General features: G+C 63.2%; 21 protein-coding genes. 13 read left to right on the plus strand and 8 right to left on the minus strand.

Annotation, left to right across the window (positions count from 1 at the left end; translation table 11 throughout):
* Positions 1–3: 3 nt before the first annotated feature.
* From tsf to lpxB, 12 genes are all read left to right on the plus strand, one after another.
* Positions 4–927, plus strand: coding sequence for a translation elongation factor Ts (gene tsf, locus BLT09_RS13780; protein WP_091593785.1), 924 nt, complete (start codon positions 4–6; stop codon positions 925–927).
* Between the two features lie 321 nt (positions 928–1248).
* The gene (pyrH, locus tag BLT09_RS13785) at positions 1249–1971 is read left to right on the plus strand and encodes a UMP kinase (RefSeq protein ID WP_023801221.1); all 723 of its coding nucleotides are present in this window, start codon (positions 1249–1251) and stop codon (positions 1969–1971) included.
* 122 nt (positions 1972–2093) lie between these two features.
* On the plus strand, positions 2094–2648 hold the full coding sequence (frr, locus tag BLT09_RS13790; RefSeq protein ID WP_077384157.1) for a ribosome recycling factor: 555 nt from the start codon (positions 2094–2096) through the stop codon (positions 2646–2648).
* Positions 2649–2680: 32 nt separating this feature from the next.
* Positions 2681–3412 (plus strand): isoprenyl transferase, encoded by a 732-nt coding sequence (locus BLT09_RS13795; protein WP_091593787.1) that lies wholly within the window; start codon positions 2681–2683, stop codon positions 3410–3412.
* Complete coding sequence (locus BLT09_RS13800; protein WP_091593789.1) at positions 3409–4239, plus strand: phosphatidate cytidylyltransferase; 831 nt, start codon at positions 3409–3411, stop codon at positions 4237–4239. Before BLT09_RS13795 ends, BLT09_RS13800 begins: the two co-directional genes overlap by 4 nt.
* 134 nt (positions 4240–4373) lie before the next feature.
* Positions 4374–5516 carry an RIP metalloprotease RseP gene (rseP, locus tag BLT09_RS13805; protein ID WP_091593791.1) on the plus strand — a complete coding sequence of 381 codons (1143 nt, stop codon included), beginning with the start codon at positions 4374–4376 and terminating at the stop codon, positions 5514–5516.
* A 217-nt stretch (positions 5517–5733) separates the two neighbouring features.
* Positions 5734–8106 carry an outer membrane protein assembly factor BamA gene (gene bamA / locus BLT09_RS13810; RefSeq protein WP_091593793.1) on the plus strand — a complete coding sequence of 791 codons (2373 nt, stop codon included), beginning with the start codon at positions 5734–5736 and terminating at the stop codon, positions 8104–8106.
* Positions 8107–8286: 180 nt separating this feature from the next.
* A complete protein-coding gene (gene lpxD / locus BLT09_RS13815) occupies positions 8287–9345 on the plus strand; it encodes a UDP-3-O-(3-hydroxymyristoyl)glucosamine N-acyltransferase (RefSeq protein WP_023801227.1) in 1059 nt (352 codons plus the stop codon).
* 1 nt (position 9346) lies between these two features.
* On the plus strand, positions 9347–9805 hold the full coding sequence (gene fabZ, locus BLT09_RS13820) for a 3-hydroxyacyl-ACP dehydratase FabZ (RefSeq protein ID WP_023801228.1): 459 nt from the start codon (positions 9347–9349) through the stop codon (positions 9803–9805).
* A 13-nt stretch (positions 9806–9818) separates the two neighbouring features.
* Positions 9819–10652: an acyl-ACP--UDP-N-acetylglucosamine O-acyltransferase gene (lpxA, locus tag BLT09_RS13825; protein WP_091594041.1), complete on the plus strand. Its 834-nt coding sequence runs from the start codon at positions 9819–9821 to the stop codon at positions 10650–10652.
* On the plus strand, positions 10639–11541 hold the full coding sequence (locus tag BLT09_RS13830) for an LpxI family protein (protein ID WP_091594043.1): 903 nt from the start codon (positions 10639–10641) through the stop codon (positions 11539–11541). The genes lpxA and BLT09_RS13830 overlap by 14 nt, the downstream gene beginning before the upstream one ends.
* A complete protein-coding gene (lpxB, locus tag BLT09_RS13835; RefSeq protein WP_091593795.1) occupies positions 11531–12697 on the plus strand; it encodes a lipid-A-disaccharide synthase in 1167 nt (388 codons plus the stop codon). Before BLT09_RS13830 ends, lpxB begins: the two co-directional genes overlap by 11 nt.
* A gap of 137 nt (positions 12698–12834) precedes the next feature.
* Here lpxB and gltA read toward each other — a convergent pair whose 3' ends face one another.
* Positions 12835–14163, minus strand: coding sequence for a citrate synthase (gltA, locus tag BLT09_RS13840; protein ID WP_031255684.1), 1329 nt, complete (start codon positions 14161–14163; stop codon positions 12835–12837).
* Between the two features lie 179 nt (positions 14164–14342).
* Entirely contained in the window at positions 14343–15767 is a 1425-nt protein-coding gene (gene gltX, locus BLT09_RS13845) for a glutamate--tRNA ligase (RefSeq protein ID WP_091593797.1), read from the minus strand.
* 103 nt (positions 15768–15870) lie between these two features.
* Between gltX and BLT09_RS13850 the strand changes: the two genes are divergently transcribed.
* Positions 15871–18327 carry a ComEC/Rec2 family competence protein gene (locus BLT09_RS13850; RefSeq protein ID WP_091593799.1) on the plus strand — a complete coding sequence of 819 codons (2457 nt, stop codon included), beginning with the start codon at positions 15871–15873 and terminating at the stop codon, positions 18325–18327.
* On the opposite strand, the gene lexA is transcribed toward BLT09_RS13850, so the two are convergent.
* The 6 genes from lexA to BLT09_RS13880 form a co-directional block, all read right to left on the minus strand.
* Positions 18321–19073 (minus strand): transcriptional repressor LexA, encoded by a 753-nt coding sequence (lexA, locus tag BLT09_RS13855; RefSeq protein WP_091593801.1) that lies wholly within the window; start codon positions 19071–19073, stop codon positions 18321–18323. The two genes, BLT09_RS13850 and lexA, sit on opposite strands and share 7 nt — an antisense overlap.
* 104 nt (positions 19074–19177) lie before the next feature.
* Positions 19178–20383: a molybdopterin molybdotransferase MoeA gene (locus BLT09_RS13860; RefSeq protein WP_091593802.1), complete on the minus strand. Its 1206-nt coding sequence runs from the start codon at positions 20381–20383 to the stop codon at positions 19178–19180.
* The gene (moaC, locus tag BLT09_RS13865; protein WP_091594045.1) at positions 20383–20880 is read right to left on the minus strand and encodes a cyclic pyranopterin monophosphate synthase MoaC; all 498 of its coding nucleotides are present in this window, start codon (positions 20878–20880) and stop codon (positions 20383–20385) included. The genes BLT09_RS13860 and moaC overlap by 1 nt, the downstream gene beginning before the upstream one ends.
* A 66-nt stretch (positions 20881–20946) precedes the next feature.
* Entirely contained in the window at positions 20947–21798 is an 852-nt protein-coding gene (gene trpC / locus BLT09_RS13870) for an indole-3-glycerol phosphate synthase TrpC (protein ID WP_091593804.1), read from the minus strand.
* Positions 21799–21802: 4 nt separating this feature from the next.
* Positions 21803–22813 carry an anthranilate phosphoribosyltransferase gene (gene trpD, locus BLT09_RS13875; RefSeq protein ID WP_091593807.1) on the minus strand — a complete coding sequence of 337 codons (1011 nt, stop codon included), beginning with the start codon at positions 22811–22813 and terminating at the stop codon, positions 21803–21805.
* Positions 22810–24702 carry a SurA N-terminal domain-containing protein gene (locus BLT09_RS13880; RefSeq protein ID WP_091594047.1) on the minus strand — a complete coding sequence of 631 codons (1893 nt, stop codon included), beginning with the start codon at positions 24700–24702 and terminating at the stop codon, positions 22810–22812. The genes trpD and BLT09_RS13880 overlap by 4 nt, the downstream gene beginning before the upstream one ends.
* Positions 24703–24803 lie beyond the last annotated feature (101 nt).

Here is a 24803-nt window from a genome sequence, read left to right on the forward strand (position 1 = left end):
ACAATGAGCATTTCGGCTGCACAGGTCAAAGAACTCCGCGACTTGACCGGCGCGGGCATGATGGACTGCAAGATGGCGTTGAACGAGACCAACGGCAACATGGAAGAGGCCGTCGACTGGCTGCGCAAGAAGGGCATCTCCAAGGCCGACAAGAAGGCCGGCCGTACCGCGGCCGAAGGCCTCATCGGCGTCGATTCCGGCGTGCGTGAGGCGGCGGTCGTCGAGGTCAATTCCGAGACCGACTTCGTTGCCCGCAACGCTGCCTTCCAGGAGATCGTCGCCAACGTCGCCAAGGTGGCGCTCGCCTATGGCGGTAAGACCGATGCCGTCGCAGCAGCCCCGTATCCGGGTTCCGACAAGTCGGTTGCCGACACCATCAAGGACGCTGTCGGCACCATTGGCGAGAATCTTGGCTTCCGCCGTTCGGCCAAGCTCACCGTCGAGCAGGGCGCCGTCGCCACCTACGTCCACAATGCGGTTGCCGACGGCCTTGGCAAGCTCGGCGTGCTGGTCGCCATCGAGACATCTGGCAACGCCCAGGCCGCCAACGCCTTTGCGCGTCAGGTCGCCATGCATGTCGCCGCCACCAACCCGATGGCGCTGACCACGGAAGAACTCGATCCGGCGGCGGTCGAGCGCGAGAAGGCGATCTTCGCCGACCAGGCGCGCCAGTCCGGCAAGCCGGAAGCGATTATCGAGAAGATGGTCGAGGGCCGTCTGCGCAAGTTCTACGAAGAGGTCGTGCTGCTTAAGCAGGCTTTCGTGCTCAATCCCGACATCACCGTCGAGAAGGCGCTGCAGGACGCCGAGAAGGAAATCGGCGCACCGGCCAAGATCACTGCCTATCTGCGCTTTGCGCTCGGCGAGGGCATCGAGAAGGACGAGACCGATTTTGCGGCGGAAGTCGCGGCGGCGGTCAAGAAGTAAAACGCACTCTATCTTTCTGAACGACTTTACGGCCGGGTGTCCGCGAGGATGCCCGGCCGATTTCTTACGCGGTATCGATGAAGGCCAGGCGTCGGCGACAGGCCGGCTGGCTATCTGCTCATGCCCGGATCTGCTCATGCAAGATTCTGCATGCACAAGTTGCATTTTCCGGTGTAAGCCAATGGCTGGAAGAGCGTTTGCCGGTTCCGGCGCCGCGTGACATCGCAGCGCCCTTCGTGTATCGGAACGCCAATGTTTCGGGGCAGCGCCTGAGCGGGGAAGCCGCCCCGGGCGCGTCACACGCATAATGATGAGGACCAGATGACGGTGAAGCCCCTCTACCGACGTGTCTTGCTGAAAGCGTCGGGCGAAGCGCTGATGGGTGAACAGCATTTCGGCATCGACGTGTCGGTGGTCGATCGCATCGCCGCCGACATCGCCGAGGCCCGTACCCTGGGCATCGAGGTTGGGGTTGTCATTGGCGGCGGCAACATCTTTCGCGGCGTGGCCGTTGCCTCCAAGGGCGGCGATCGCGTCACCGGCGACCATATGGGCATGCTCGCCACCGTCATCAACTCGCTGGCGCTGCGCACCTCGCTGAACAAAATCGGCGTCGACGCTGTGGTGCTGTCTGCAATCGCCATGCCTGAGCTTTGCGAGAGCTTTTCGCAGCGCCAGGCGACCGCCTACATGAACCAGGGCAAGGTTGTCATCTTTGCCGGCGGCACCGGCAATCCGTTCTTCACCACCGATTCGGCCGCGGCGCTGCGCGCGGCGGAAATCGGCGCCGACGCGCTGTTCAAGGGCACCCAGGTCGATGGCGTCTATTCCGCCGATCCCAAGAAGGACCCGCATGCGACCCGCTTCGAGCGCATCAGCCATGGCGAAGTCATAAAACGCGGTCTTTCGATCATGGATACGGCCGCGATTGCACTTGCGCGCGAAAACAACATCCCGATAATCGTCTATTCGATCCACGAGAAGGGTGGTTTCGGTGATATTCTGAGGGGCGGCGGACGTTGCACGGTCGTCACGGACGACTGATCGGGAGCCCGATGCCGAACCGAAGGTTTTCCGTAGGCGAAAAACGGGAACCGGTTTTCGGATCGAGGCTTGAATACGGGTTACCCTGAAGTGAACCCGGCTAACGGGTCGAGGAGACGATGATGAGTGGCGAATACGATGATCTCAAACGGCGCATGGACGGGGCGATCGCTGCGTTCAAGCACGATCTGGCTTCGCTGCGGACCGGCCGCGCGTCGAGCAACCTGCTCGACGCGATCCAGGTGCAGGCCTACGGCACCACCATGCCGATCAACCAGGTGGCAAACGTGTCGGTGCCGGAGCCGCGCATGATTTCGGTTTCGGTCTGGGACAAGTCGATGGTCGGTGCGGTCGATCGCGCCATCCGTGAATCCAATCTCGGCTTCAATCCGATCGTCGACGGCACCAATCTCAGGATTCCGCTGCCCGAGCTCAACGAACAGCGCCGCAAGGAGCTGGTCAAGATCTCGCATGGTTATGCCGAGAATGCCCGCATCGCCGTTCGCCACGTGCGCCGGGACGGCATGGAGTTCCTCAAAAAGGCTGAAAAGGACGGCGATATCAGCGAGGACGATCATCGCAAGCGGTCCGACCAGGTCCAGAAGCTCACCGACGAGATGATCGGCACCATCGACCATCTGCTTTCCGATAAGGAAGCTGAAATCATGCAGGTTTAGGGTCTGGCCACTGCTGGCTCGAAAGCGAGAACATGACAAGCCCCGCGCATGTCGCGATCATCATGGACGGAAACGGACGCTGGGCCAAGGCGCGTGGCTTGCCACGGCTTGCTGGGCATCGTGCCGGCGTCGAGGCGCTGCGCAACACGGTGCGCGCCGCTCCTGGTCTTGGCATCTCGTTCCTCACCGTCTACGCCTTCTCGTCGGAAAACTGGTCGCGGCCGAAGTCCGAAGTCAGCGACCTGATGGGCCTGTTGAAAATCTTCATCCGCCGCGACCTCGCCGAACTGCACCAAAATGGCGTGCGGGTCAGGATCATCGGCGACAGGGCAGGGCTGCAGCCTGACATCAGGAGCCTGCTTGAAGAGGCCGAAACGCTGACCGTCCGCAACGAAGCGCTGACCCTGGTCATCGCTTTCAACTATGGCGGACGCGACGAGATCGTGCGCACCGCGCGCAAGCTTGCCGCGGCGGTGGCGCGCGGCGAGCTCGACAGCGAGGCGATCACGGCCGAATCCTTTGCCGGCTCTCTCGACACCCGGGGTATTCCGGATCCGGAACTGGTCATCCGCACCAGCGGTGAGCTCAGGCTGTCGAATTTCCTTCTGTGGCAAGCGGCTTACAGCGAACTTGTCTTCCTGCCTTGCTACTGGCCCGATTTCAGCCGCGAGCATTTGGCTGACGCATTGCGCGACTTTGCCGGTCGCGAGCGCCGTTTCGGCGGGCTTGGCGCTGAAGGCGTCGCCGTGACAGCCAAGGGATGAGCAACCTCCAGCTTCGCGTTATTTCTGCCGTCGTGCTTGCGGTCGTCACGCTCGGCCTGACCTGGCTCGGCGGACTGCCCTTCCGGCTGCTTTGCGCCGCCATGACGATCCTGATCTTCTACGAATGGACGCGAATGTGCCGCCCGGTCGCCGCCACGGGTCTTGGTCTTCTGCCGGAAGCGCTGCTTCTGGTTTTCGTCGGCGCCTTGGTCGCCGGCCTGCCGGCGTCCTGGCTGCTGCTTCTTGTGGCGGTGATGGTCGTTGTCACCGTGGTCGTGGCTTCGATGCACCAGACTTCGATGCATCAAACGGGACAGTGGGACGCGTCCGGCCTTGCCTATGCCGCCATTTCCGGACTGTCACTTGCTCTTTTGCGCGACGGCGACCATTCCGGCCTCGTCGCCATTCTCTTCCTGTTCGCGGTGGTTTGGGCGACCGACATAGCAGCTTATTTCGTCGGCCGCGCTGTCGGCGGGCCGAAGCTGGCGCCGTCGATCTCACCCGGCAAGACGCAGAGCGGTGCGCTCGGCGGCGCCGTCGGCGGCGTGGTTGCCGGGCTGCTTCTGGCCGCTGCGGCCGGAGCCGGCAATCTCGCAGCGCTCGGCGTCGTCGCGCTGGTGCTTTCGCTCGTCTCCCAGGCCGGCGACCTTTTCGAATCATGGGTGAAGCGGCGCCACAACCGCAAGGATTCGGGCACGCTGATACCGGGCCATGGCGGCGTCATGGACCGGGTCGACGGGCTTGTCGCGGCGGCTTTCGCCCTGTACGTCATCGGCTGGATTTCGGCGACCGCCGACCATCCGGCACAGTGGCTGTTTCCAGCTTGATCGGCATTGGCTCTTTATCGGCATTGATTCGGGGGCCTGGTTTCTTGACCTGCGCAGGATGCGCCATGGATTCGCCTGGATTGATGCCACAGTCGCAGTACCGCCGTGCTGCGGACGAATTTTGAGGATATGAATTGAACGAGATTCTTCACGCGGTTTTCAGCACGGAGGGCTTTGTCCTCGGCACGCTGGTGCCTTTCCTGTTCGTGCTGACCGTCGTCGTGTTCGTTCACGAGATGGGCCATTATCTCGTCGGCCGCTGGTGCGGCATCGGCGTGAAGGTCTTTTCGATCGGCTTCGGCCCGGAACTCTTCGGCTTTAATGACAGCCATGGCACGCGCTGGAAGCTCTGCGCCATTCCACTCGGCGGCTACGTCAAATTCGTCGGCGACATGAACGCCACCTCGAGCCAGCCCAGTTCGGAGGAGATCGAAACGCTGACGGCTGCCGAACGCAAGATCGCTTTTCACACGCAGCCGGTCTGGAAGCGCGCGGCAACTGTGGTGGCTGGCCCGCTGTTCAATTTTCTGCTGACGATCGCCGTCTTCGCGGTGCTGTTTTCCGCCTATGGCCGGCCCGTGCTGGAGCCAATGGTGGCTGAAGTCACTGCGGGCAGCCCAGCGGCCAGGGCCGGCATCCTGCCCGGAGACCGCTTCGTCAGCGTCGACGGCAGCAAGGTCCGGACCTTCGCCGACGTCCAGCGCCGGGTCTCGGGCCGCGGTGGCGACCCCATCACCTTCGTCATGCTGCGCGACGGCAAGGAGATTACCGTTACGGCGACGCCCGAATTGATGGAGCAGCAAGACGGGCTGGGCAACAAGGTCAAGGTCGCGGTGATCGGCGTCGTCAACAACCAGGAATTCGGCCAGCCCAGGCTGATCACTTACAGCCCGGTCGGAGCGGTAGGGGCGGCGGTCGAGGAGACCGGATACATCATTCAGCGCACCGGTCAGTTCCTGCAGCGTTTCGTTGTCGGTCGCGAAGACAAATGCCAGCTGGGCGGCCCAATCAAGATCGCAAAGATGTCGGGGCAGGCGGCAAAACTCGGCTTCGACTGGCTTGTGCAACTTGTCGCGCTGCTGTCGGTCGGGATCGGTATTCTGAACCTTTTGCCGATTCCTCCGCTCGACGGCGGCCATCTCCTGTTCTACGGCGTGGAGGCCGTCATTCGGCGACCGGTGTCGGAACGGATGATGGAGTTGGGCTACAGGGCTGGCCTGCTTCTCGTCTTGGGCTTCATGGGGTTCGTTTTCTGGAACGACCTGTTTGGATGCTGAAATCATGAAGAAATTTGGCTTCAGCACAGCCAATGTTGAGACGCCGTTTACCATGCGTGGGGATATGCGTGACGCGAAAGCCACGCAATTGGGTTAAGTAAATACAAATTAACCAGGAGCCTTGCGTGTAGGGAAAATCCGGTTAATACGGTAGGGGAAATTACCGCACGTCCGGTTTTCTCGCCGTGGGGACTTCGAGAAAAGGTACAAAAGCCCGATGAAGGCAGCATCCAAGTTTCTGAGCGCCGCGTCCGCGGTGGCCCTGTCCGCCGCCCTGGTCGTACCAGGTGCGCTCGCAGTGCAGTTCGTTGCCACATCGGCGGCCGAGGCCGCAGTTGTTTCAAGAGTTGAAGTCAGCGGCAATCAGCGTGTCGACGCCGAGACGATCCGCAACTACGTCACGATCAAGCCCGGCAGGCCGTTTTCCAGCGCCGATATCGACGAGGCGGTCAAGGCGCTGTTCGGCACCGGGCTGTTCTCGGACGTCCAGATCAACCAGGTCGGTTCGACGCTGGTCATCAAGGTTTCCGAATATCAGGTCGTGAACCAGGTGCTGTTCCAGGGCAACAAGAAGCTCAAGGACAACGCGCTGGCGGCCGCGGTCCAGTTGAAGCCGCGTGGAACATTCTCGCAGCAGGCGCTCGATGCCGATGTCGAGGCGGTCAAGGCCGCCTACAGGCGTATCGGCCGCGACGACGCCGCCGTGACCACCCAGATCATGGATCTCGGCGACAACCGCGTGAACGTGGTGTTCAACATCAACGAAGGCGGCCGCACGCAGATCGCCGCGATCAATTTCGTCGGCAACAGCGCCTATTCGAGCCGTCGCCTGTCCGATGTCATTTCGACCAAGCGCTCGACCATCCTTTCGTTCGTGCTGCGCGACGACGTCTATGACGAAGACAAGCTCAACGCTGACCAGGAGTTGCTGCGCCGTTTTTATTACAATCACGGCTATGCCGACTTCCAGGTGATTTCCGCGGTCGGCGAGCTCGACGAAACCACCAATAAATACACGGTAACCATCACCGTGCAGGAGGGCGAGCGCTACACCTTCGGCGACATCAGCGTCGAGAGCACGATTCCCGAGGTCGACGGCGCATCGCTGCAGTCGGTGGTCGAAACCCACAAGGGCGATGTCTACAACGCCGAGAACGTCGAAGACACCATCATTGCATTGACCGAGAGGGTCGCCGGTTCCGGCTATCCCTTCGCCCAGGTGACGCCGCGCGGCGACCGCAATTTCGAGAACCACACCATTTCAGTGGTCTATACGATCGACCAGGGCACCAAGGCCTATGTCGAGCGCATCGAGATTCGCGGCAACGACCGGACACGCGACTTTGTCATTCGCCGAGAATTCGACGTGAGTGAGGGTGATGCCTTCAACCAGGTTCTCATCCAGCGCGCGAAGAAACGGCTGGAAGCACTCGATTTTTTTGAGAAAGTCGAGGTTTCGACCGTGCCCGGTTCTGAGCCGGACCAGGTGGTGCTGGTGGTCGACGTGGTCGAGAAGTCGACCGGCGAGTTCTCCGTCGGCGCCGGCTATTCGAGCGGTGGCGACACCGAAGGCCCGACCGTCGAAGGATCGATCAGCGAACGCAACTTCCTCGGACGCGGCCAGTTCATCAAGCTCTCCGCGGGCGGCGGCAAGAATTCGCGCGACTACAGCTTCTCCTTCACCGAGCCCTATTTCCTCGGGCGGCGCATTGCCGCCGGTTTCGATGTCTTCAACCGGACCAGGGAACGCGACGACTACAAGAGCGAGACGCTAGGCGCGACAGTGCGCTTCGGCCTGCCGATCACCGACGACATCTCGACGCAGCTGGCGTACAATATCTCTCAGGAGAAGTACGAGCTCGACGAAGACTGCGAGACCAACGGCGACTACGACCCCCTCAAATGCAACATTTCTACGGCTATCCTGGACGGCATCGCGGAAAGCCCGTGGCTCAAGTCGTCGGTCAGTCTCGGCCTGGTCTACAACACCATCGACGACATGAAGAACCCGCATGAAGGCATCTTCGCCAATGTCACCACGGAATTCGCCGGCCTCGGTGGCGACGCCAAATTCGTCAAGGTGACAACGCGTGGCAGCGTCTACCAGACATTGTCCGAGCAGCTTGATCTGGTGGCGGTGATTTCCGGCGGGGCTGGTCATATCCAAGGCTACGGCGGCGATGGCGACCTGCGCATCTTCGATCATTTCCAGAGCAACGACCGCATGATCCGTGGCTTCGCTTACGGCGGTATCGGCCCGGTCGACAGTGACGACGCCGGCGACCATCTTGGTGGCACCACCTATTTCAATGCCTCGGCGGAAGCCCAGTTCCCAATGCCGGTCATTCCGGAAAGCTTCGGCCTGCGCGGCGCGGTGTTCGCCGACGCGGCGACGCTCTATGGCAGCAAGATCGATGCTTCACTGGTCGATCAGTCGACGGTCGACATGCAGTGGCGTGCCTCTGTCGGCGTCGGCCTGATGTGGGCGTCGCCCTTTGGTCCGATCCGCATCGACTATGCGATCCCGGTCCTCGAGGAGGACACCGACGACGTGCAGGAATTCAACTTCGGCATATCGTCCCGGTTCTGATCGGCGGGCAACGATACTTCCGGGCCGTAGCGGTCCGGAAGAAAGTAATTCGACACTACGGCGCCGCGTGTCCTCCTGGACGCGCAAAGGACGCTGCAGGACTTTGATTTTGCGCATTATCCTTTCCGAAATTCGATTCCGATTTTCGGGGTCATGCGCTAGCTGGATATAGCTTCTGGAATGACCGATCCGGTGTTCTTCGCGCCATCACGCCGGTATACGGCTGGCGAAGTCGCGAATCTGACCGGCTCGGTGCTTGTCGATTCCGACCTCTCCGACAGATCGATCGAAGCATTGGCGCCGGCAAGCGAAGGCGGCGAGCACGCGCTTGTCTTTGTCGATGGCAGACGCAACTTCGCGCTGATGCAATCGCTGCGAGCAGCGGCGGTTCTATGCCCCGCCGAATTTGCCGGCAAAGCGCCGGCGGGTATCGCGGTTCTGATCCATCCGCGCCCGCAACAGGCTTTCGCGATGGTCGGCCGCCTGCTTTTCCCGGCGGCTGCGACACCGGCGCCGATGACCGGCGAAACCGGTATCTCGCCGCATGCCCATATCGATCCATCGGCGCGCGTCGAGGCCGGCGCGATCGTCGAGGCCGGCGCGATCATCGGCCCTCGCGCTTCTATCGGCAGCGGAACCGTCATTGCTCCTCATGCCGTTATCGGTCCCTCCTGCCAGTTCGGCCGCGACGGCTATGTCGGCCCGGGCGCCAGCATCCAGTACGCGCTGATCGGCAACCGCGTCATCATTCATGGCGGCGCCCGCATCGGCCAGGACGGTTTTGGCTTCGTGGCCGGCGCCAAGGGCCCGGAGCGCGTGCCGCAAATCGGCCGGGTCGTCATCCAGGACGACGTCGAGATCGGCTCCAATACCACCGTCGATCGCGGCGCCATGTCCGACACGATTATCGGTCAAGGCACCAAGATCGACAATCTGGTCCAGATCGCTCATAACGTCCGCATCGGCCGCAATTGCATAATCGCCGGCCTTTCGGGTATTTCCGGTTCCGTAACGGTGGGCGACAACGTCACCATGGGTGGCGGTGTCGGTCTTGCGGATCACCTGACGGTAGGGACAGGGGCCAAGCTTGCTGCAAGAAGCGGGTTCATGAGCAACGTCCCCGCAGGCGAGATTTGGGGAGGGTACCCGGCGCAGCCGATGGCGGAAGCCATGCGGGAGATCGCGGCTCTGCGAAGACTGGCCAGGGCGCGCAAATCGGGCGACGGAGGGAAGAGCTGAGATGGTTGCGGCGACAACGCTCGAGGCGGTCGACATATTGGGGCTGATGAAGCTCCTGCCGCATCGCTATCCGTTCCTGATGATCGACCGCATCATCGATATCGATGGCGACGAGTCCGCCACCGGCATCAAGAACGTGACCATAAACGAGCCGCATTTCCAAGGTCATTTCCCGGATCAGCCGGTCATGCCCGGCGTGTTGATCGTCGAGGCGATGGCGCAGACGGCCGGCGCCATCTGCATCCGCAGCCTAGGCACCGAAAAACCGTCGCTGGTCTATTTCCTGACCATCGACAACGCCAAATTCCGTAAACCGGTCGTTCCCGGCGACCAGTTGAAGATCCATGTGAAGAAAATCAAGAAACGCGGCAACCTTCTCAAATTCGCCTGCGAGGCTCTCGTCGACGGCGTCAAGGCCGCGGAAGCCGAGATCTCGGCGATGATGGTCGCGAGCGACTGACGATCGAATGCTTATGAAAATCCAGACAGTCATCCATCCATCGTCGGTCATCGAGGCCGGCGCAAAAATCGGCGAAGGCGTCCGCATCGGGCCATTCTGCCACATCAGCGCCGACGCGGTGCTCGGCGACCGCGTCGAACTGGTCAGCCACGTCTCGGTGATGGGCGCGACCACCATCGGTGCGTCGACCAAGGTGTATCCGATGGCGATACTGGGCGCGCCGCCGCAGAACAACAAGCACAAGGGCGGCCGCACCACGCTGGTCGTCGGTGAGAACTGCACGATCCGCGAAGGGGTGACCATGCACGTCGGCACCGATTCCAGCCGCGGCGAGACGACGATCGGTGACAACGGCAACTTCCTTGCCTACGCCCACATCGCCCATGATTGCATCGTCGGCAAGAACGCCACCTTCGCCAATCAGGCGACGTTGGGCGGCCATTGCGAGATCGGCGACAACGTCTATATCGGTGGTCTCAGCGCCGTTCATCAGTTTGTCCGCGTCGGCGACAACGCCTTTCTCGGCGGTTGCTCGGCATTCGTCGGCGATGTCATTCCCTACGCCATCGCCGTCGGCAATCGCGCCAGCCTTCGCGGCCTCAACATCATCGGCCTGAAGCGCGCCGGCCTGCCGCGCTCCGAGATCCACACGCTGCGCAAGGCCTACAAGACGATCTTCGATCGCTCCCGAACCGTCGGCGAAAACATCGAGTTCGCCAAGGCGGAATTCGCCTCGTCACCGACCGCCATGAAGATCATCGATTTCATCGCCAGTCGCGGTAAGCGGCACTATGCCGTCCCGTCGCTCAAGGCTGGCGGCGGCGACGATGCCGATGACGAAGATTGAGGGCACCCGGACGGGCCTTGATCTCGCGCCAGACGCCAGGGTCGGCATCATCGCCGGCGGCGGCAGTTTGCCGGTCGAAGTCGCCAAGGCGCTTGCTGGGCAAGGCAAGTCTCCCTTCGTGGTAATAGTGGCGGGCGAGGTCGACCGCATAGCCGACTTCGACGCCTATGAGCAGGCGACGTTGAGGCTGGAGGATGTCGGCTCACTGCTGCCGACGCTCAAAAATAGTCATGTTACCCATTTGGTGACAGCGGGCCATATCACACGCCGCCCCAGGCTGAGCGCCATGCGCCTCAATCTCGGCCTGCTCGCCTGGGTGCCCAGCCTTCTTGTCGGTGTAACCCAAGGCGACGACACCGTGCTGAAACTGTTCGTGCGAAGGGTCGAGCGCAGCGGCATCAAGGTGGTCGGCGCCCATGAGATCGTGCCGGAACTGGTCGCCGCCGAAGGCGCGCTGACCAAGGCAGCGCCGCGGAAATCCGACTGGCGCGACATCAAAGCGGCCCACGCAGCGGCAATGGCCATCGGCGCGCTGGATATCGGCCAGGCGGCTGTTGCGATCGGCGGCCGCGCCATCGCGCTGGAAGGCATCGAGGGCACCGACGGATTGCTCGATCGAACACGGCGGTTGCGCGGCCATGGCAGGCTGGCCGGCAGAACGCGCGGCGTCCTGGTCAAATGCGCCAAGCCTGGCCAGGAGTTGCGCGCCGATCTGCCCTCCATCGGCCCGCAGACGATCGAGGCGGCGCATGCCGCCGGACTTGCCGGCATTGCCGTCGAAGCCGGCCGCTCGCTGGTTCTCGAAGGCCCGACAGTCGTCGCTCGCGCCAACGCGCTCGGCCTGTTCGTGATCGGCCTGCCTGCTGCGGAGCCGGTGCATGGCGACTGAGCGACCGCTGAAGATCGCCATCGTCGCCGGCGAGGAATCCGGCGATCTGCTTGGCGCCGACATCGTAGAGGCGCTCAAGCGCGTGACCGGCCGCGAGGTCCGGCTCGTCGGCATCGGCGGCCGGCATTTGCAGGCGCTCGGCCTCACGCCGCTGTTCGACGGCGGCGAGATCGCGCTGATGGGATTGAGCGCCATCCTGCGCGATCTGCCGCGCCTGATGCGACGGATCAGCCAGACAGCCGCTGCGGTCGCCAATGAAAAGCCCGACTGCCTCATCACCATCGACAGCCCGGATTTTTCGCTGCGCGTGGCGAAAAAGGTGCGTGCCGCCGATCCGGCAATCCCGATCGTCCACTATGTCTGCCCGAGCGTCTGGGCATGGCGGCCGGGCAGGGCGGTGGCGATGAAACCGTATGTCGACCACATCCTCTGCATCCTGCCTTTCGAAGTGAGGGAACTCGCCCGCCTCGGCGGTCCGACCGGCACCTATGTCGGCCATCGCCTTACCCACGATCCGGGCGTGCTCGGCGCCGCCAAGGCGCAAAGCCTGCCGCGCGACCTGTCCGACGATCGTGTGAAGACACTGCTTGTGCTTCCCGGCTCGCGTCGCGGCGAGGTGCGACGGCTGGCCGGCCCGTTCGGCAAGACGATCTCGATCCTGCGTGCGCGCGGACACCGCTTGCGCCTGCTGTTGCCGACGGTGCCGCATGTCACCGACCTGGTCAGGGCTTCGGTGGCAAGCTGGGACGAGAAGCCGGAGATCATCCTTGATTCCGAGCGCAAATGGCAGGCCTTCGGCAAGGCCGATGCAGCGCTGATCGCATCGGGAACGGTGTCGCTGGAACTGGCGCTGTCGGGTGTGCCGATGATCTCCTGCTACCGGCTCGATCCGGTCATGCGGATGGCCCAACGCCTGGTCACCGTATGGAGCGCCTCCTTGCCCAATCTCATCGCCGACCGCCCGATCGTGCCGGAAAGCTACAACGAATATGTGCGACCGCACTATCTGGCGCGGCAGTTGGAGGCGCTGTTTTCCGACACCGCCTATCGCGCATGGCAGAAGGACGGTTTTGCCGAAGTGGCCAGACGCATGGCCGTCGACAGACCGTCTGGCGACATCGCTGCGGGGGTCGTGATGAGGTGTATCAAGCGGTGAATGGTGAAGTGGTGAATAGTGAATGGTGAATGGTGAATGGTCAAAATCGTGCTTGACCACAGGCCACAAAGAGACCCTGCTTCACTATTCACTATTCACTATTCACTATTCACTATTCACTATTCACTATTCACTATTCACCGTTTAGCAATCGGCACGTAGTCGCGTTCCGGCGCACCTGTATAGAGCTGGCGCGGGCGGCCTATCTTCTGGTGCGGATCCTCGATCATCTCCTTCCACTGCGCGATCCAGCCGACGGTGCGGGCGACCGCGAACAGCACGGTGAACATGGTGGTGGGGAAGCCCAGCGCCTTCAGCGTGATGCCGGAGTAGAAATCGACGTTCGGATAAAGCTTCTTCTCGATGAAATAGGAATCGGTCAGAGCGATCCTTTCCAGTTCCATGGCGATGTCGAGCAGCGGATCGTCCTTGATGCCGAGTTCGCCCAAAACCTCATGTGCGGTCTTCTGCATGATCTTGGCGCGCGGATCGTAGTTTTTGTAGACGCGATGGCCAAAGCCCATCAATCGGAACGGATCGTTCTTATCCTTGGCGCGGGCGATAAATTCCGGGATGTGGTCGACTTGGCCGATCTCGCCCAGCATGTTCAAGGCTGCCTCGTTGGCGCCGCCATGGGCCGGTCCCCACAGGCAGGCGATGCCGGCGGCGATGCAGGCGAACGGATTGGCGCCGGACGAGCCGGCGAGGCGAACGGTCGAGGTCGAGGCGTTCTGCTCGTGATCGGCGTGCAGGATGAAGATGCGCTCCATCGCACGGGCCAGCACCGGGTTGATCTTGTATTCCTCGCACGGCACGGCAAAGCACATATGCAGGAAGTTGGCCGCGAAATTCAGCTCGTTCTTCGGGTAAATGAAGGGCTGGCCGATGTGGTATTTGTAAGCCATCGCCGCGATCGTCGGCATCTTGGCGATCAGCCGCATCGATGCGACCATGCGCTGGTAGGGGTCCGAGATGTCGGTGGAATCGTGATAGAAAGCTGACAGCGCACCGACCACGCCACACATCACCGCCATCGGGTGGGCGTCGCGGCGAAAGCCGGTGAAGAAGCGCGACATCTGCTCGTGCACCATGGTGTGGCGCGTCACCCGGTAGTCGAAATCGTCCTTCTGCGCCTTAGTCGGCAGTTCGCCGTAGAGCAGGAGATAACAGACTTCGAGGAAGTCGCCGTGCTCGGCCAACTGGTCGATCGGATAACCGCGATGCAAAAGGATGCCGGCATCGCCATCGATGAAGGTGATTTCCGACTCGCAACTTGCCGTCGAGGTGAAGCCGGGATCGTAGGTGAAGGCCCCGGTGGTGCTGTAAAGCGCGCCGATATCGATGACGTCAGGTCCGACCGAGCCGCTTCGCACCTTGAGTTCGTGGGTTTTGCCGCCGAATTCAAGTTTCGCGGTCGACGCGTGGGTTTTGCCGCCAAATTCCATTTTTGTCGCAGCTTCGGACATTGCAAACTCCTTTTTGTTTTCTCATGTCGGCAAAGGCAAAATTTCTGCAACGCAACACGTCGAAAGTATCGGAGTTCGCGCGTTTGCGCCCGCAATTGGATGCGTGCCAAATTGGGCCAAGACCTAATGTTGCACTGCGAAACCCACCTTTCAATGCCAATCTTCTTGGGCCAGTTTTGCTAATCGATTTGATCCGCGACGCGCGCCAGGCTTTCCTCGCGGCCAAGCACGGCAAGCAGGTCGAACACGCCGGGCGAGGTGCTCTTGCCGGTGAGCGCGGCGCGCAGAGGTTGGGCCACAGCGCCAAGCTTATGGCCGCCGGCGAGCGCATATTGGCGGATCGCCGCTTCGGCCGCTGCGGCCGTCCAATCCCCTGAAATCGCCTTCAGCGCCGCATGGGCGCCCCGCAGGATCTCGCGCGCCTCACCGCCGAGCAGCGCCGCCGCCTTCTCGTCGATCGGCAGCGGCCGCTCGGCAAACAGGAAGGCGGCACCGTCAACCAACTCGACCAGCGTCTTGGCGCGCTCCTTCAAGCCGGGCAGGGCGGCCAGCAACTGCGCCTTGCGTGTGTTGTCGAGGCGCGCTGCGATCGCCGGGCCGCCTTCGAGATAGGGCAAGGTGTTGATGAAGATATCGAGCAATTCGGCGTCGTTCATGCGCCGCATATGCACGCCGTTCAGCGCCTCGAGCTTGGCGAAGTCGAAGCGGGCGGCCCCCTTGTTGACATCGCCGATGTCGAACCACGCAATCATGTCGGCGATCGACATGACCTCGTCGTCGCCGTGGCTCCAGCCGAGCCGCGCCAGGTAGTTGAGCAGTGCCTCGGGCAGATAGCCCATGGCGCGATAGGCTTCGACGCCGAGGGCGCCGTGCCGCTTCGACAGCTTGGCGCCGTCGGCGCCATGGATCAGCGGGATATGCGCCATTGACGGCACCTCCCAGCCCAAGGCTCGATAGATCACCATCTGGCGGGCGGCATTGGTCAGATGGTCGTCGCCGCGGATGATGTGGGTGATGCCCATGTCGTGGTCGTCGACGACGACGGCATGCATATAGGTCGGGTTGCCGTCCGAGCGCAGGATGATGAAATCGTCGAGGTCCTTGTTGGGGAAGCGGACTTCGCCCTGCACGCGGTCATGCACCACCGTCTCGCCTTCGGCCGGCGCCTTGATGCGGATCGCGCCCCTGGCGCCAACCGGCGCCTCTGACGGGTCGCGGTCACGCCAGCGGCCGTCATAGCGGGGAGGCAAGCCCTTGGCCCGCGCACTCTCGCGCATCGCCTCCAGCTCAGCCGGCGCCGCATAGCAGTAATAGGCTTTGCCGAGGCGCACCAGCTCCTCGGCAACCGCGCGGTGGCGCGGCGAGCGCTCGAACTGCGATACCGGCTCGCCGTCCCAGGTGAGGCCGAGCCAGGAGAGCCCATCGAGGATGGCAGCGGTTGCCGCATCGGTCGAACGCTCGCGATCGGTGTCCTCGATGCGCAGCAGCATCCTGCCGCCGGTGTGTTTCGCATACAGCCAGTTGAACAGCGCCGTGCGCGCCCCGCCAATATGCAGGAATCCGGTGGGCGAAGGGGCAAAACGGGTGACGACCTTGTCGGACATGGAACTCTCGGGGCAAGCGCAGGAAACGGATGTGGCTGCGCGGACTTTCGCGCGTTGCGCGTTCATGTAGCATAGGAGGTCAAGGGCGCAAGGGGCGAACCCTATGGCTGGACCAGGCCGCGGCGTGGACGAGAGCGAGGGCGCGAACGCAAGCGTCAGCGAACGATCGCTGTTCGCCGACGTTCCTCACGCCGAGCCGCTACCCGTTTCGCTGCCTGCGTCGCCGCCGGGCATCCAGCCTCTTTCGCCGGATCGCTCGGCGCCGATACCGGCTGCAGCACCCGGCCCTGTCATTCGTTTTCGCCGACAGCTCAGCCGTCTTTCACCATCCGGTGTCCGCAACAGCGTGGCCTCGGCAGCCGGCCTGGAACTCGACCGCGGCGTCGCCTTCCTGCTGGTGCCGGTTTTTCTGGCATGCGGGGTGATCGTCTATTTTTCGCTTGCCGTCGAACCGAACTTTGCCCAGCCCATCGCCGTCGTGGTCCTCACGGCATTGTGTGCGGCCGTCACGCGCTCACGCCGCAAAACGCATCTGTGCTTCATGGCAGCGTTGCTGTGCGCGCTTGGTGTGCTCGCCGCCAAGGTGGAAACCTGGCGCGCCGGAACGAAGATGCTCGGTTCGGAAATCCAGACCCGGCTGACCGGCCGTGTCGTCAGGCTCGACCAGATGGCGAACGGCCGGATCAGGCTGACCATAGACGTGATGTCGACCGCCCGGCCGACACTGCGTTATGCACCCGAACGTGTCAGGGTATCGGCACGCAAGATTCCCGCTGAGATGACCGCAGGCTCGGTGGCAACCGGCTATGTGAGGCTTCTGCCTCCGACTGGCCCGGTCAGACCGGACAGCTTTGACTTCTCCTTTGACAGCTATTTCGCCGGTATCGGTGCCAGTGGCTTTTTCCTCGGCAGTCCAAAGATCGTCGTCTCCGAAGATGCACCGTTAACCGCACGCCTTTCTTCGTCGATCGAGAAGGCGCGCGAAACCATCGCCGACCATATCAGGGACAGCATCGGTGGTGCCGAGGGGGAGATTGCCGCTGCGCTGATCGTCGGCGTGCGTGCCGGCATCCCCGAAGAGATAAACGAATCGATGCGGCGCACCGGCATCTACCACATCATCTCCATTTCCGGCCTGCACATGGCGCTTGTCGCCGGCACCGTCATGGGATTGCTGCGCGGCGCCTTTGCGCTGTTTCCCGACTTTTCGTCGCGCCGGCCGGTCAAAAAATATGCGGCTGCTGCGGCACTCGTCTCCATCGCTGCCTATCTGATCTTTTCCGGTATCGTGGTCGCGGCTGAACGCAGCTTCATCATGCTGGCGGTAATGCTTGTCGCCGTGCTGTTCGACCGGGCGGCACTCACCATGCGCAACCTGGCGATTTCGGCCATCGCTGTTATCGTCGTGTCGCCGCATGAGGTGGTCGGCGCAAGCTTCCAGATGTCCTTCGCCGCGACTGCGGCTCTCGTGGGCGCCTATGCCGGTTGGTCCGACTATCGTGCCGACAAGGCCAAGGCGCCGCGACAGCGACGGTCACCGGTCGCTTTCGTCACGCGCAAGCTCGTCGCCGGGGCAGGCACCATCGCAATGACCTCCATCATTGCCGGCAGCGCCACCGCGCTCTTCGCCATCTGGCACTTCCAGCGCGTCTCTCCGCTCAGCCTGTTCGCCAATCTGGCCGTCATGCCGATCGTCACGATCGTCATGTTCCTGGCCGTCCTCAGCGCCCTGGCAATGCCTTTCGGCCTCGACGGCCCTTTCCTCTACATGATGGGCAAGGGCCTGACGGCGATGATCGCAATTTCGGGATGGATCTCGGAGCGTTCGCCGGTCGATGCAGTCGGCCTGATTTCGTTGCAATCGGTCCTGCTGGTGACGGTCGCCCTGGTCATCGCCACGATGGCGACGACATGGCTGCGGCTTGCGGCACTTCCCTTTGCGCTCGCCGGCCTGCTGACGATTTCCGAGACGCGCACCCCCGACGTGCTGATCTCGGAGGATGCGCATCTGGTGGCGCTGCCGATCGGCGGCGGCGAACTTGCCGTCAACCGGATGCGTTCGAACGAATTCACCACCGACAACTGGAAACATGCGCTGGTTTCAACAACGATCGTCGAGCCCGAGACATTCGAAAAAGGAGATGTGCGGTTCGACATCGCCGACCCGGCCGACCTGCCGCCGGGAGCGCCTTTCACCTGCACTGCCGGCCTGTGCCTGGCCCGGCACCCGTCCGGCGCGCTCATCGCGCTCGCCGACAACCGTAAAACCGCGCGGCCGGCCTGTGCCTTTGCGGATTTGATCGTCATCGACGATGCCACAGCCTATTACAAACCCTGCCGCAACCCGCTGGTTCTCGTCGTCACCAAACGGCAGCTCGCTCGCATGGGCAGTGCCGCCGTCTTCTTCGATCCGCTATCGGCGACGACGCGCGCAGAAATCCGTTTTGCCGTCAGACAGCCATACAGGCCCTGGCATGAGCAGCGGCGGTTTTCGCGCGAGGCGAGGGGCCTGCCGCCATACCGCAGGGCCGAGAAACCCAAGAAGCCTGCCGTTCAGTAACGCCGGATCAGTCCGACGAGCTTGCCCTGCACCTTGACCCGGTCCGGCCCGAAGATGCGCGTCTCGTAGGCCGGATTGGCCGCTTCCAGTGCGATCGAGGCACCTTTGCGGCGGAATCGTTTCAGCGTCGCTTCCTCCTCGTCGACCAGAGCGACAATGATCTCGCCAGGCTGGGCGGTGTCGGCGTTGCGGATGATGACCGTGTCGCCGTCGAAGATGCCGGCCTCGATCATCGAATCACCCTTGACCTCCAGCGCGTAGTGCGTGCCGCCGGTGATCATGTCCGGTGGCACCGAGATCGAATGCGTCTGGTGCTGGATGGCGTCGATCGGCACACCGGCAGCGATGCGGCCCATCACCGGTATGGAGACGGTGGCAACGACGTCGTCGTCATTGCCGGCAGCACGCATGCGCGAAGGCGCCGGCTTGATCTGGCGTCCGAGGCCGCCCTGTCCAAGCCCGCCCTGGCCAAGGCTGCCTTGAATGACGCTCGGCGAGAATTTGCGCGCCGCATTGAGGCCCGGCGCGATCGAATCGGGCAGGCGCAGCACCTCCAGCGCGCGGGCGCGGTTGGGCAGGCGGCGAATGAAACCGCGTTCCTCCAGCGCCGTGATCAGCCGGTGGATCCCTGATTTGGAGGCGAGGTCGAGCGCTTCCTTCATCTCGTCGAACGAGGGCGGAATGCCGCTTTCCTTCAGCCGCTCGTGGATGAACATCAGCAGTTCAAGTTGTTTGCGTGTAAGCATCGCGACCCCCAACAGAATCAGAAAAACAAACCCAGAACAAACACTATCTGTTCCAGTTGTGTTCCGCAACCATTTAAAGTTTAATGAATGTGTTGACGTTTTGTTCAGCGTAGCATCAGCACGCTGCAGGCGGCGCCCGCTGCGGCTGCGGGAGCGAATGGCTCGCGCACGACCAGTCCGTTGGCGTCGGCCAGCATTCTGAGCATCGAGGAATCCTGGATACTGAACGGCGTTGCCTCAAGCGTGCCGGCTTCTTCCTTCACCACCGCGCGTACATAGTCCTGCCTGAGATCGTTGGCCGGCATGGCGGCGCCGAGCCTCGCCTGACGCATGTCCTGGCGGAAGGCGCGGCCGCCGAGCCGCGCCAGCAGCGGCTTCAGAAAGAGCTGCGTGCAGACCAGGCTGGCCACCGGATTGCCGGGCAGGCCGATGCAGCGGATGGCGCCCAGCCGCCCGAACATCAGTGGCTTGCCGGGCCGCATGGCGATTTTCCAGAAATCGAGCGCCATGCCTTCGCCGGTCAGCACGTCATGGACGAGGTCATGGTCCCCGACCGAGGCGCCGCCCAGTGTGACGATGACGTCCGCGCCTGCGTCGACGGCTTTTGTCACCAGCGCGGCGATCGCCTCCTTGCGGTCGGGGGCGATGCCGAGATCGAGTGCGCTGGCGCCGACCGAGCGGGCCGCGGCGGCGACGCCATAGGCATTGGAGGAGATGATCTGGTCGGGGCCAAGGTCGCTGCCCGGCGGCAGCAATTCGTCGCCGGTGGCGATGATGGCGACCAGCGGCCGTTTCACCACGCGGACCTGCTGGTGGTTGGCCGACGCCGCCAGCGACAATGCCGCCGGATCAAGCAGGCGGCCTTTCTCCAGCAGCGCGTCGCCCTTCGAGAAATCGAGCCCGAGGCGGCGGATGTTGCGGCCTTCAACCGTGGGCGCGGTCACTTCGACCATGCCGCCGCCGAGGTCGCGGGCATTCTCCTGGATGACGATGGTGTCGGCGCCTGCGGGAAGCGGCGCGCCGGTGAAGATGCGCACGGCCTGCGCCGGGCCGACTGTTCCGGTAAAGCCGCGACCGGCCGGCGCCATGCCGATCACCGAAAGTCTCGCGGGCACGGACGCGACATCGTCGGCCCGCACGGCATAGCCGTCCATGGCCGACGCGTTGAATGGCGGCTGGGTGCGGAGCGCCATGAGCGGCTCCGCCAGCACGCGGTCGGCGGCATCCATCAGGGCGACGCTTTCAGCCTGCAAGGGCGCAGCATCCGCAAGCAGGTGCTCGAGCGCCTCGGCGACCGCAATCAGCGCCATTATTGGCCTGCCCTCTGGGCATCCGCCTTGTAGTCGCCGGATTTGCCGCCGGTCTTTTCCACCAGCCTGATGCCGGAGATCGCCATGCCGCGATCGACCGCCTTGGCCATATCATAGATGGTCAGGCAGGCGACCGAGACGGCGGTCAGCGCTTCCATCTCGACGCCGGTCTTGCCGGTGACGCGGGCCAGCGCCGTGACCTTCAGGCCGGGCAGCGTCGCGTCAGGTTCGATGTCTACCGATATCTTGGTCAACAGCAGCGGATGGCAGAGCGGGATCAGCTCATGCGTCCTCTTGGCCGCCATGATGCCGGCGATGCGCGCCGTGCCCAGCACGTCGCCCTTCTTGGCATCGCCGTCGAGAATCATTTTCAGCGTTTCGGGCCGCATCGAGACAAGACCTTCGGCGATTGCCGTGCGGGTCGTCTCCGCCTTGTCGCCGACATCGACCATATTGGCTTCGCCTTCCGCGCCAAGATGGGTGAGGGCGGCCGACATCGTCAGGTCACCCTGGAGCGACGTGCGTCCGGTTGGACGCACAAAGTACACTCTGACGCTTTGTATCTATGCATCATGCTCTCCGAACATCGATTCCGATTTTCGGGCAGATGCATTGGCGGGCGCCTTGCCCGTCAAAAGCAGGTGCGTCGCAGTGGCCACGTCCTGTTGCCGCATCAAGCTCTCGCCGACGAGGAAAGTGCCAATGTCGCTCCGTTCCAGCCTGCGGCAGTCCTGGTGCGAGAAAATACCGCTCTCGCTGACCAGCAGCCGGTCGGCCGGCACCATCGCCGCGAGTCGCTCCGATGTCTCGATGCTGGTTTCGAACGTCCGCAGATTGCGGTTGTTGATGCCGATCAGCCGCGACGACAGTTTCAGCGCGCGTTCCGTCTCGGCCTCGTCATGAACCTCGACCAGCGCGTCCATGCCGAGCTCGAACGCCGTCGTTTCGAGTTCCCTGGCCACGGCGTCATCGACGCTCGCCATGATGATCAGGATGGCGTCCGCGCCCCACGCACGGGCCTCGAACACCTGATAGGGCTCGAACAGAAAATCCTTGCGCAAAGCCGGCAATGTCACGGCGCTGCGCGCATCGGTGAGGAATTCAGGCGCCCCCTGGAAAGACGGCGCATCGGTCAGCACCGAGAGGCAGGCAGCCCCACCTTCGGCATAGGCCGTGGCCAGCGCCGGCGGATCGAAATCGGCGCGGATCAGGCCCTTGGACGGGCTCGCCTTCTTGATTTCGGCGATCAGCGCGAAACTGCCGGATTTGCGTTTGGCTTCAAGGACCGAGAGAAAGCCGCGTGGTGCGTCGGCATCCTTTGCCCGCGCCTTGATTTCGGCAAGCGGCACCCGCGCCTTCGCCGCCGCGATCTCGTCGCGCTTGTAGGCTTCGATCTTGCGCAGGATATCAGACACGGCGCTATCCGTTCGAAATCTCGACCAGCCGGTCAAGCACCTTTAGCGCCCGGCCGCTGTCGATGGCTTGCGCCGCCGTCGCCATGCCATCGGCAAGCGTCGTCGCCTTTCCCGCCACCACCAGTCCGGCGCCGGCGTTCATCAGCACCGTATCGCGAAAGGCGCCGGCAGCGCCGCCCAGCATGTCGCGCAGCGCCTGGGCGTTGTAGGCGGCATCGCCGCCGCGCAACTCGTCCTTGGTATGCCGCTTCAGCCCGACCGCTTCCGGGGTCAGCGTAAAGCTGCGGATCTCGCCGCCGACCAGTTCGGCGACCTGGGTTTCGCCGGTGGTGGTGATCTCGTCATAGCCGTCGCCATGGGCGACCCAGGCGTGGTCGGCGCCCAGTGCCTTCAACGTCTCGGCCACCGGCATGATCCATTCCGGCAAGAAGACGCCAACCATCTGCCTGACGACACCAGCCGGATTGGAGAGCGGGCCAAGCAGGTTGAAGATTGTGCGGGTGCCGAGCTCGACGCGGATCGGGCCGACATGCTTCATCGCCGGATGATGCGCCGGCGCGAACATGAAGCCGACGCCTGCGTCGTGGATGCAGCGGCCGATCGTTTCCGGCGGGATGTCGAGCTTGACGCCGAGCGCGGTCAGCACGTCGGCGGCGCCGGTCTGCGAGGACAGTCCGCGGTTGCCGTGCTTGGCCACCGGCACGCCGCAGGCGGCGATGACGAAGGCGGATGCGGTCGAGATGTTAACGCTGTGCGAATTGTCGCCGCCGGTGCCGACGATGTCGATGGCGCCAGCCGGCGCGTCGACGCGCAGCATCATGGCGCGCATGGTGGCAACGGCGCCGGAAATCTCGCTCACCGTCTCGCCGCGCACGCGCAGCGCCATCAGGAAGCCGCCGATCTGGCCGGGCGTAGCGTCACCCGACATGATGATGTCGAAGGCATCGCGCGCTTCCTCGAAGGAAAGCGAGCTGCCGGCGGCGACCTTGGCGATATGGGTCTTGAGCGCGCTCATCTGGTCAGGGCTTGGGCAACGGCGGTCTGGTCGATGCGAACGTCATATTGCGTCTGCAGCTGCGCCACCAACTGGTCGAGCAGGTCGTCGGACATGCCGGCGGTGAACGATTTCTGCGCGTCGTCCGGCACCGAGCTGGCGTCGGCTCCGGCAGGCTCGAAGACTTCGGCGATCCTGAACAGGATCTGTCCGTCGCCGGTGGGCGAGGGGATCAATCCGGTCCCGCCTTCGCCTTCGCCGAACATGGCAGCCGCCCCTTCCTTGCCGAAATCGGCGTCGTCCGCGCCGCGCTTGACGCCGCGCTTGGTCTGCTTCTCAAGCTTGAGCTCGCTCGCGATCACGTCGAGCGTGGTGCCGGCCTCGAGTCGCTTTTCGAGCTCCTGCGCTTTTGCGGTGAGCCGCTTGGTCGTTTCCGCCGCCGTCCAGTCGGCCACCACCTTTTGGCGGACTTCGTCCAGCGTGCGGTCGCGGGCCGGCGTGACCGAATCCACCTCGTAGAACACGAAGCCGTTGTTGGCGGTGGTGAGGTCGGGATTCTCGGTGCCGGGCTCGGCATCGAACACCGCCTTGATGAGATCCGGCGATTCCGGCAGATCCTTGACGATGGCGCCGTCCGGCCTCAGGCCGGTGCGATCGATCGCGTCGATGGTGACGACCTTCAGCTTCAGCTTTTCGGCCGCTTCCTTGAGCGTGCTGCCCGAAGCGCGGCTATCTTCGTAGCTGTCATGGACGTCGAGCAGAATGCGGCTTGCCTCGCCGAGCGCCAGGTCCTTGCGGATGTCGGCGGCCACTTCGGCCAGCGGCTTCACCACTTCGGGCTTGATCTCGGTGACGCGCAGCAGAACCGGACCGAAGGCGCCCTGAACGACCGGGCTGACTTCGTTGACCTTGAGCGCAAAGGCCGCATCCGCCACCGCCTTGTCGGCGATCTTGTCCTTGGACAGCGTGCCGAGCAGCGTGTCGGCCTGCGTCTTGCCCTCGGCGGCGACGAGTTTGTCGAAGGTCGCGCCGGTCTCGAGTGAATCGAGCGCGGCCTTCGCGGCATCGGGCGTTTTGAACACGAGCTGTTCGATCGTGCGCGTTTCCGCCGTGGTGTAGCGCCCCTTGTTCTTGTTGTAGTCGTCGCTGACCTGCTGGTCGGTCACGGCACTCACATCCATGATGTCTTCCGGCTCGAGCCTGACATAGGAGAATTTGCGGTATTCGGGCGCCGCATAGGTCTTCTTGTTTTCCTCGAAATAGGCCGAAAGCGTAGTGTCGGATGGCGCTTCGATCGGCTCGACCAGCGATTTCGGCAAGGTCAAATAGTCGATGGTGCGGTCTTCGCCACGATAAAGCGCCACCGCCCTCAAGAACGTATTCGGGGCCTTGAGGCCGTCCGAAACCGCCTCGACGATCTGCTGGCGCACAGCCACCTGGGCGCGATTCCTGAGATAGTCTTCCGGCCGCATGCCGACCTGCTGCAGTATGTATTCGAAAGTCCTTCTGTCGAAGTTGCCGCCGGGACCCTTGAAGGCCGGGTCTTCATGCGTGAGTTGGGCCAGCCGGTCCTTGGACAGCCCAAGCCCGAGCTTGCGGGCCTGCTCATCGAGGACTGCCCCCGACACGAGTTGCGCCAGCACCTGGTTGTCGAGGCCGAGCGCCGTCGCCTGCTCGCGGCTGATGCGCTGGCCGAATTGCTGCGACATCACGCTGATCTGCCGGTCATAGGCCAGCCGATACTCGTTGATCGACACTTTGGTGCCGCCGGCCGTGACAACGGCGTCGTGGCCTGCAAAACCACCGACCATCTGTCCGGAAATGCCCCAGACGGCGAAGCTCAACACCAACAATATCAGCAGCGCTTTCGCGATCCAGGTCCCCGCGGCGCTTCTCAAGATACCAAGCATGGTCACTTCCGATTTTTTCGCGCATTTTCGCATGCGCCGAGTCTGAAACAAGCGCAATAGCGTCCTTCCGGCCCACTGTCGATTGCTTTGTGGGCTGAGTT

Source organism: Mesorhizobium muleiense (genome assembly GCF_900099905.1).
GTDB classification, from domain to species: domain Bacteria; phylum Pseudomonadota; class Alphaproteobacteria; order Rhizobiales; family Rhizobiaceae; genus Mesorhizobium; species Mesorhizobium muleiense.

What these genes read in the sequence shown, in the direction of transcription:
- tsf (WP_091593785.1), top strand. Translation starts at nt 4, where the DNA reads ATGAGCATTTCGGCTGCACAGGTCAAAGAACTCCGCGACTTGACCGGC.
- pyrH (WP_023801221.1), top strand. Translation starts at nt 1,249, where the DNA reads ATGACGGTGAAGCCCCTCTACCGACGTGTCTTGCTGAAAGCGTCGGGC.
- frr (WP_077384157.1), top strand. Translation starts at nt 2,094, where the DNA reads ATGAGTGGCGAATACGATGATCTCAAACGGCGCATGGACGGGGCGATC.
- BLT09_RS13795 (WP_091593787.1), top strand. Translation starts at nt 2,681, where the DNA reads ATGACAAGCCCCGCGCATGTCGCGATCATCATGGACGGAAACGGACGC.
- BLT09_RS13800 (WP_091593789.1), top strand. Translation starts at nt 3,409, where the DNA reads ATGAGCAACCTCCAGCTTCGCGTTATTTCTGCCGTCGTGCTTGCGGTC.
- bamA (WP_091593793.1), top strand. Translation starts at nt 5,734, where the DNA reads ATGAAGGCAGCATCCAAGTTTCTGAGCGCCGCGTCCGCGGTGGCCCTG.
- lpxD (WP_023801227.1), top strand. Translation starts at nt 8,287, where the DNA reads ATGACCGATCCGGTGTTCTTCGCGCCATCACGCCGGTATACGGCTGGC.
- fabZ (WP_023801228.1), top strand. Translation starts at nt 9,347, where the DNA reads ATGGTTGCGGCGACAACGCTCGAGGCGGTCGACATATTGGGGCTGATG.
- lpxA (WP_091594041.1), top strand. Translation starts at nt 9,819, where the DNA reads ATGAAAATCCAGACAGTCATCCATCCATCGTCGGTCATCGAGGCCGGC.
- BLT09_RS13830 (WP_091594043.1), top strand. Translation starts at nt 10,639, where the DNA reads ATGACGAAGATTGAGGGCACCCGGACGGGCCTTGATCTCGCGCCAGAC.
- lpxB (WP_091593795.1), top strand. Translation starts at nt 11,531, where the DNA reads ATGGCGACTGAGCGACCGCTGAAGATCGCCATCGTCGCCGGCGAGGAA.
- gltA (WP_031255684.1), bottom strand. Translation starts at nt 14,163, where the DNA reads ATGTCCGAAGCTGCGACAAAAATGGAATTTGGCGGCAAAACCCACGCG.
- gltX (WP_091593797.1), bottom strand. Translation starts at nt 15,767, where the DNA reads ATGTCCGACAAGGTCGTCACCCGTTTTGCCCCTTCGCCCACCGGATTC.
- BLT09_RS13850 (WP_091593799.1), top strand. Translation starts at nt 15,871, where the DNA reads ATGGCTGGACCAGGCCGCGGCGTGGACGAGAGCGAGGGCGCGAACGCA.
- lexA (WP_091593801.1), bottom strand. Translation starts at nt 19,073, where the DNA reads ATGCTTACACGCAAACAACTTGAACTGCTGATGTTCATCCACGAGCGG.
- BLT09_RS13860 (WP_091593802.1), bottom strand. Translation starts at nt 20,383, where the DNA reads ATGGCGCTGATTGCGGTCGCCGAGGCGCTCGAGCACCTGCTTGCGGAT.
- moaC (WP_091594045.1), bottom strand. Translation starts at nt 20,880, where the DNA reads ATGTCGGCCGCCCTCACCCATCTTGGCGCGGAAGGCGAAGCCAATATG.
- trpD (WP_091593807.1), bottom strand. Translation starts at nt 22,813, where the DNA reads ATGAGCGCGCTCAAGACCCATATCGCCAAGGTCGCCGCCGGCAGCTCG.
- BLT09_RS13880 (WP_091594047.1), bottom strand. Translation starts at nt 24,702, where the DNA reads ATGCTTGGTATCTTGAGAAGCGCCGCGGGGACCTGGATCGCGAAAGCG.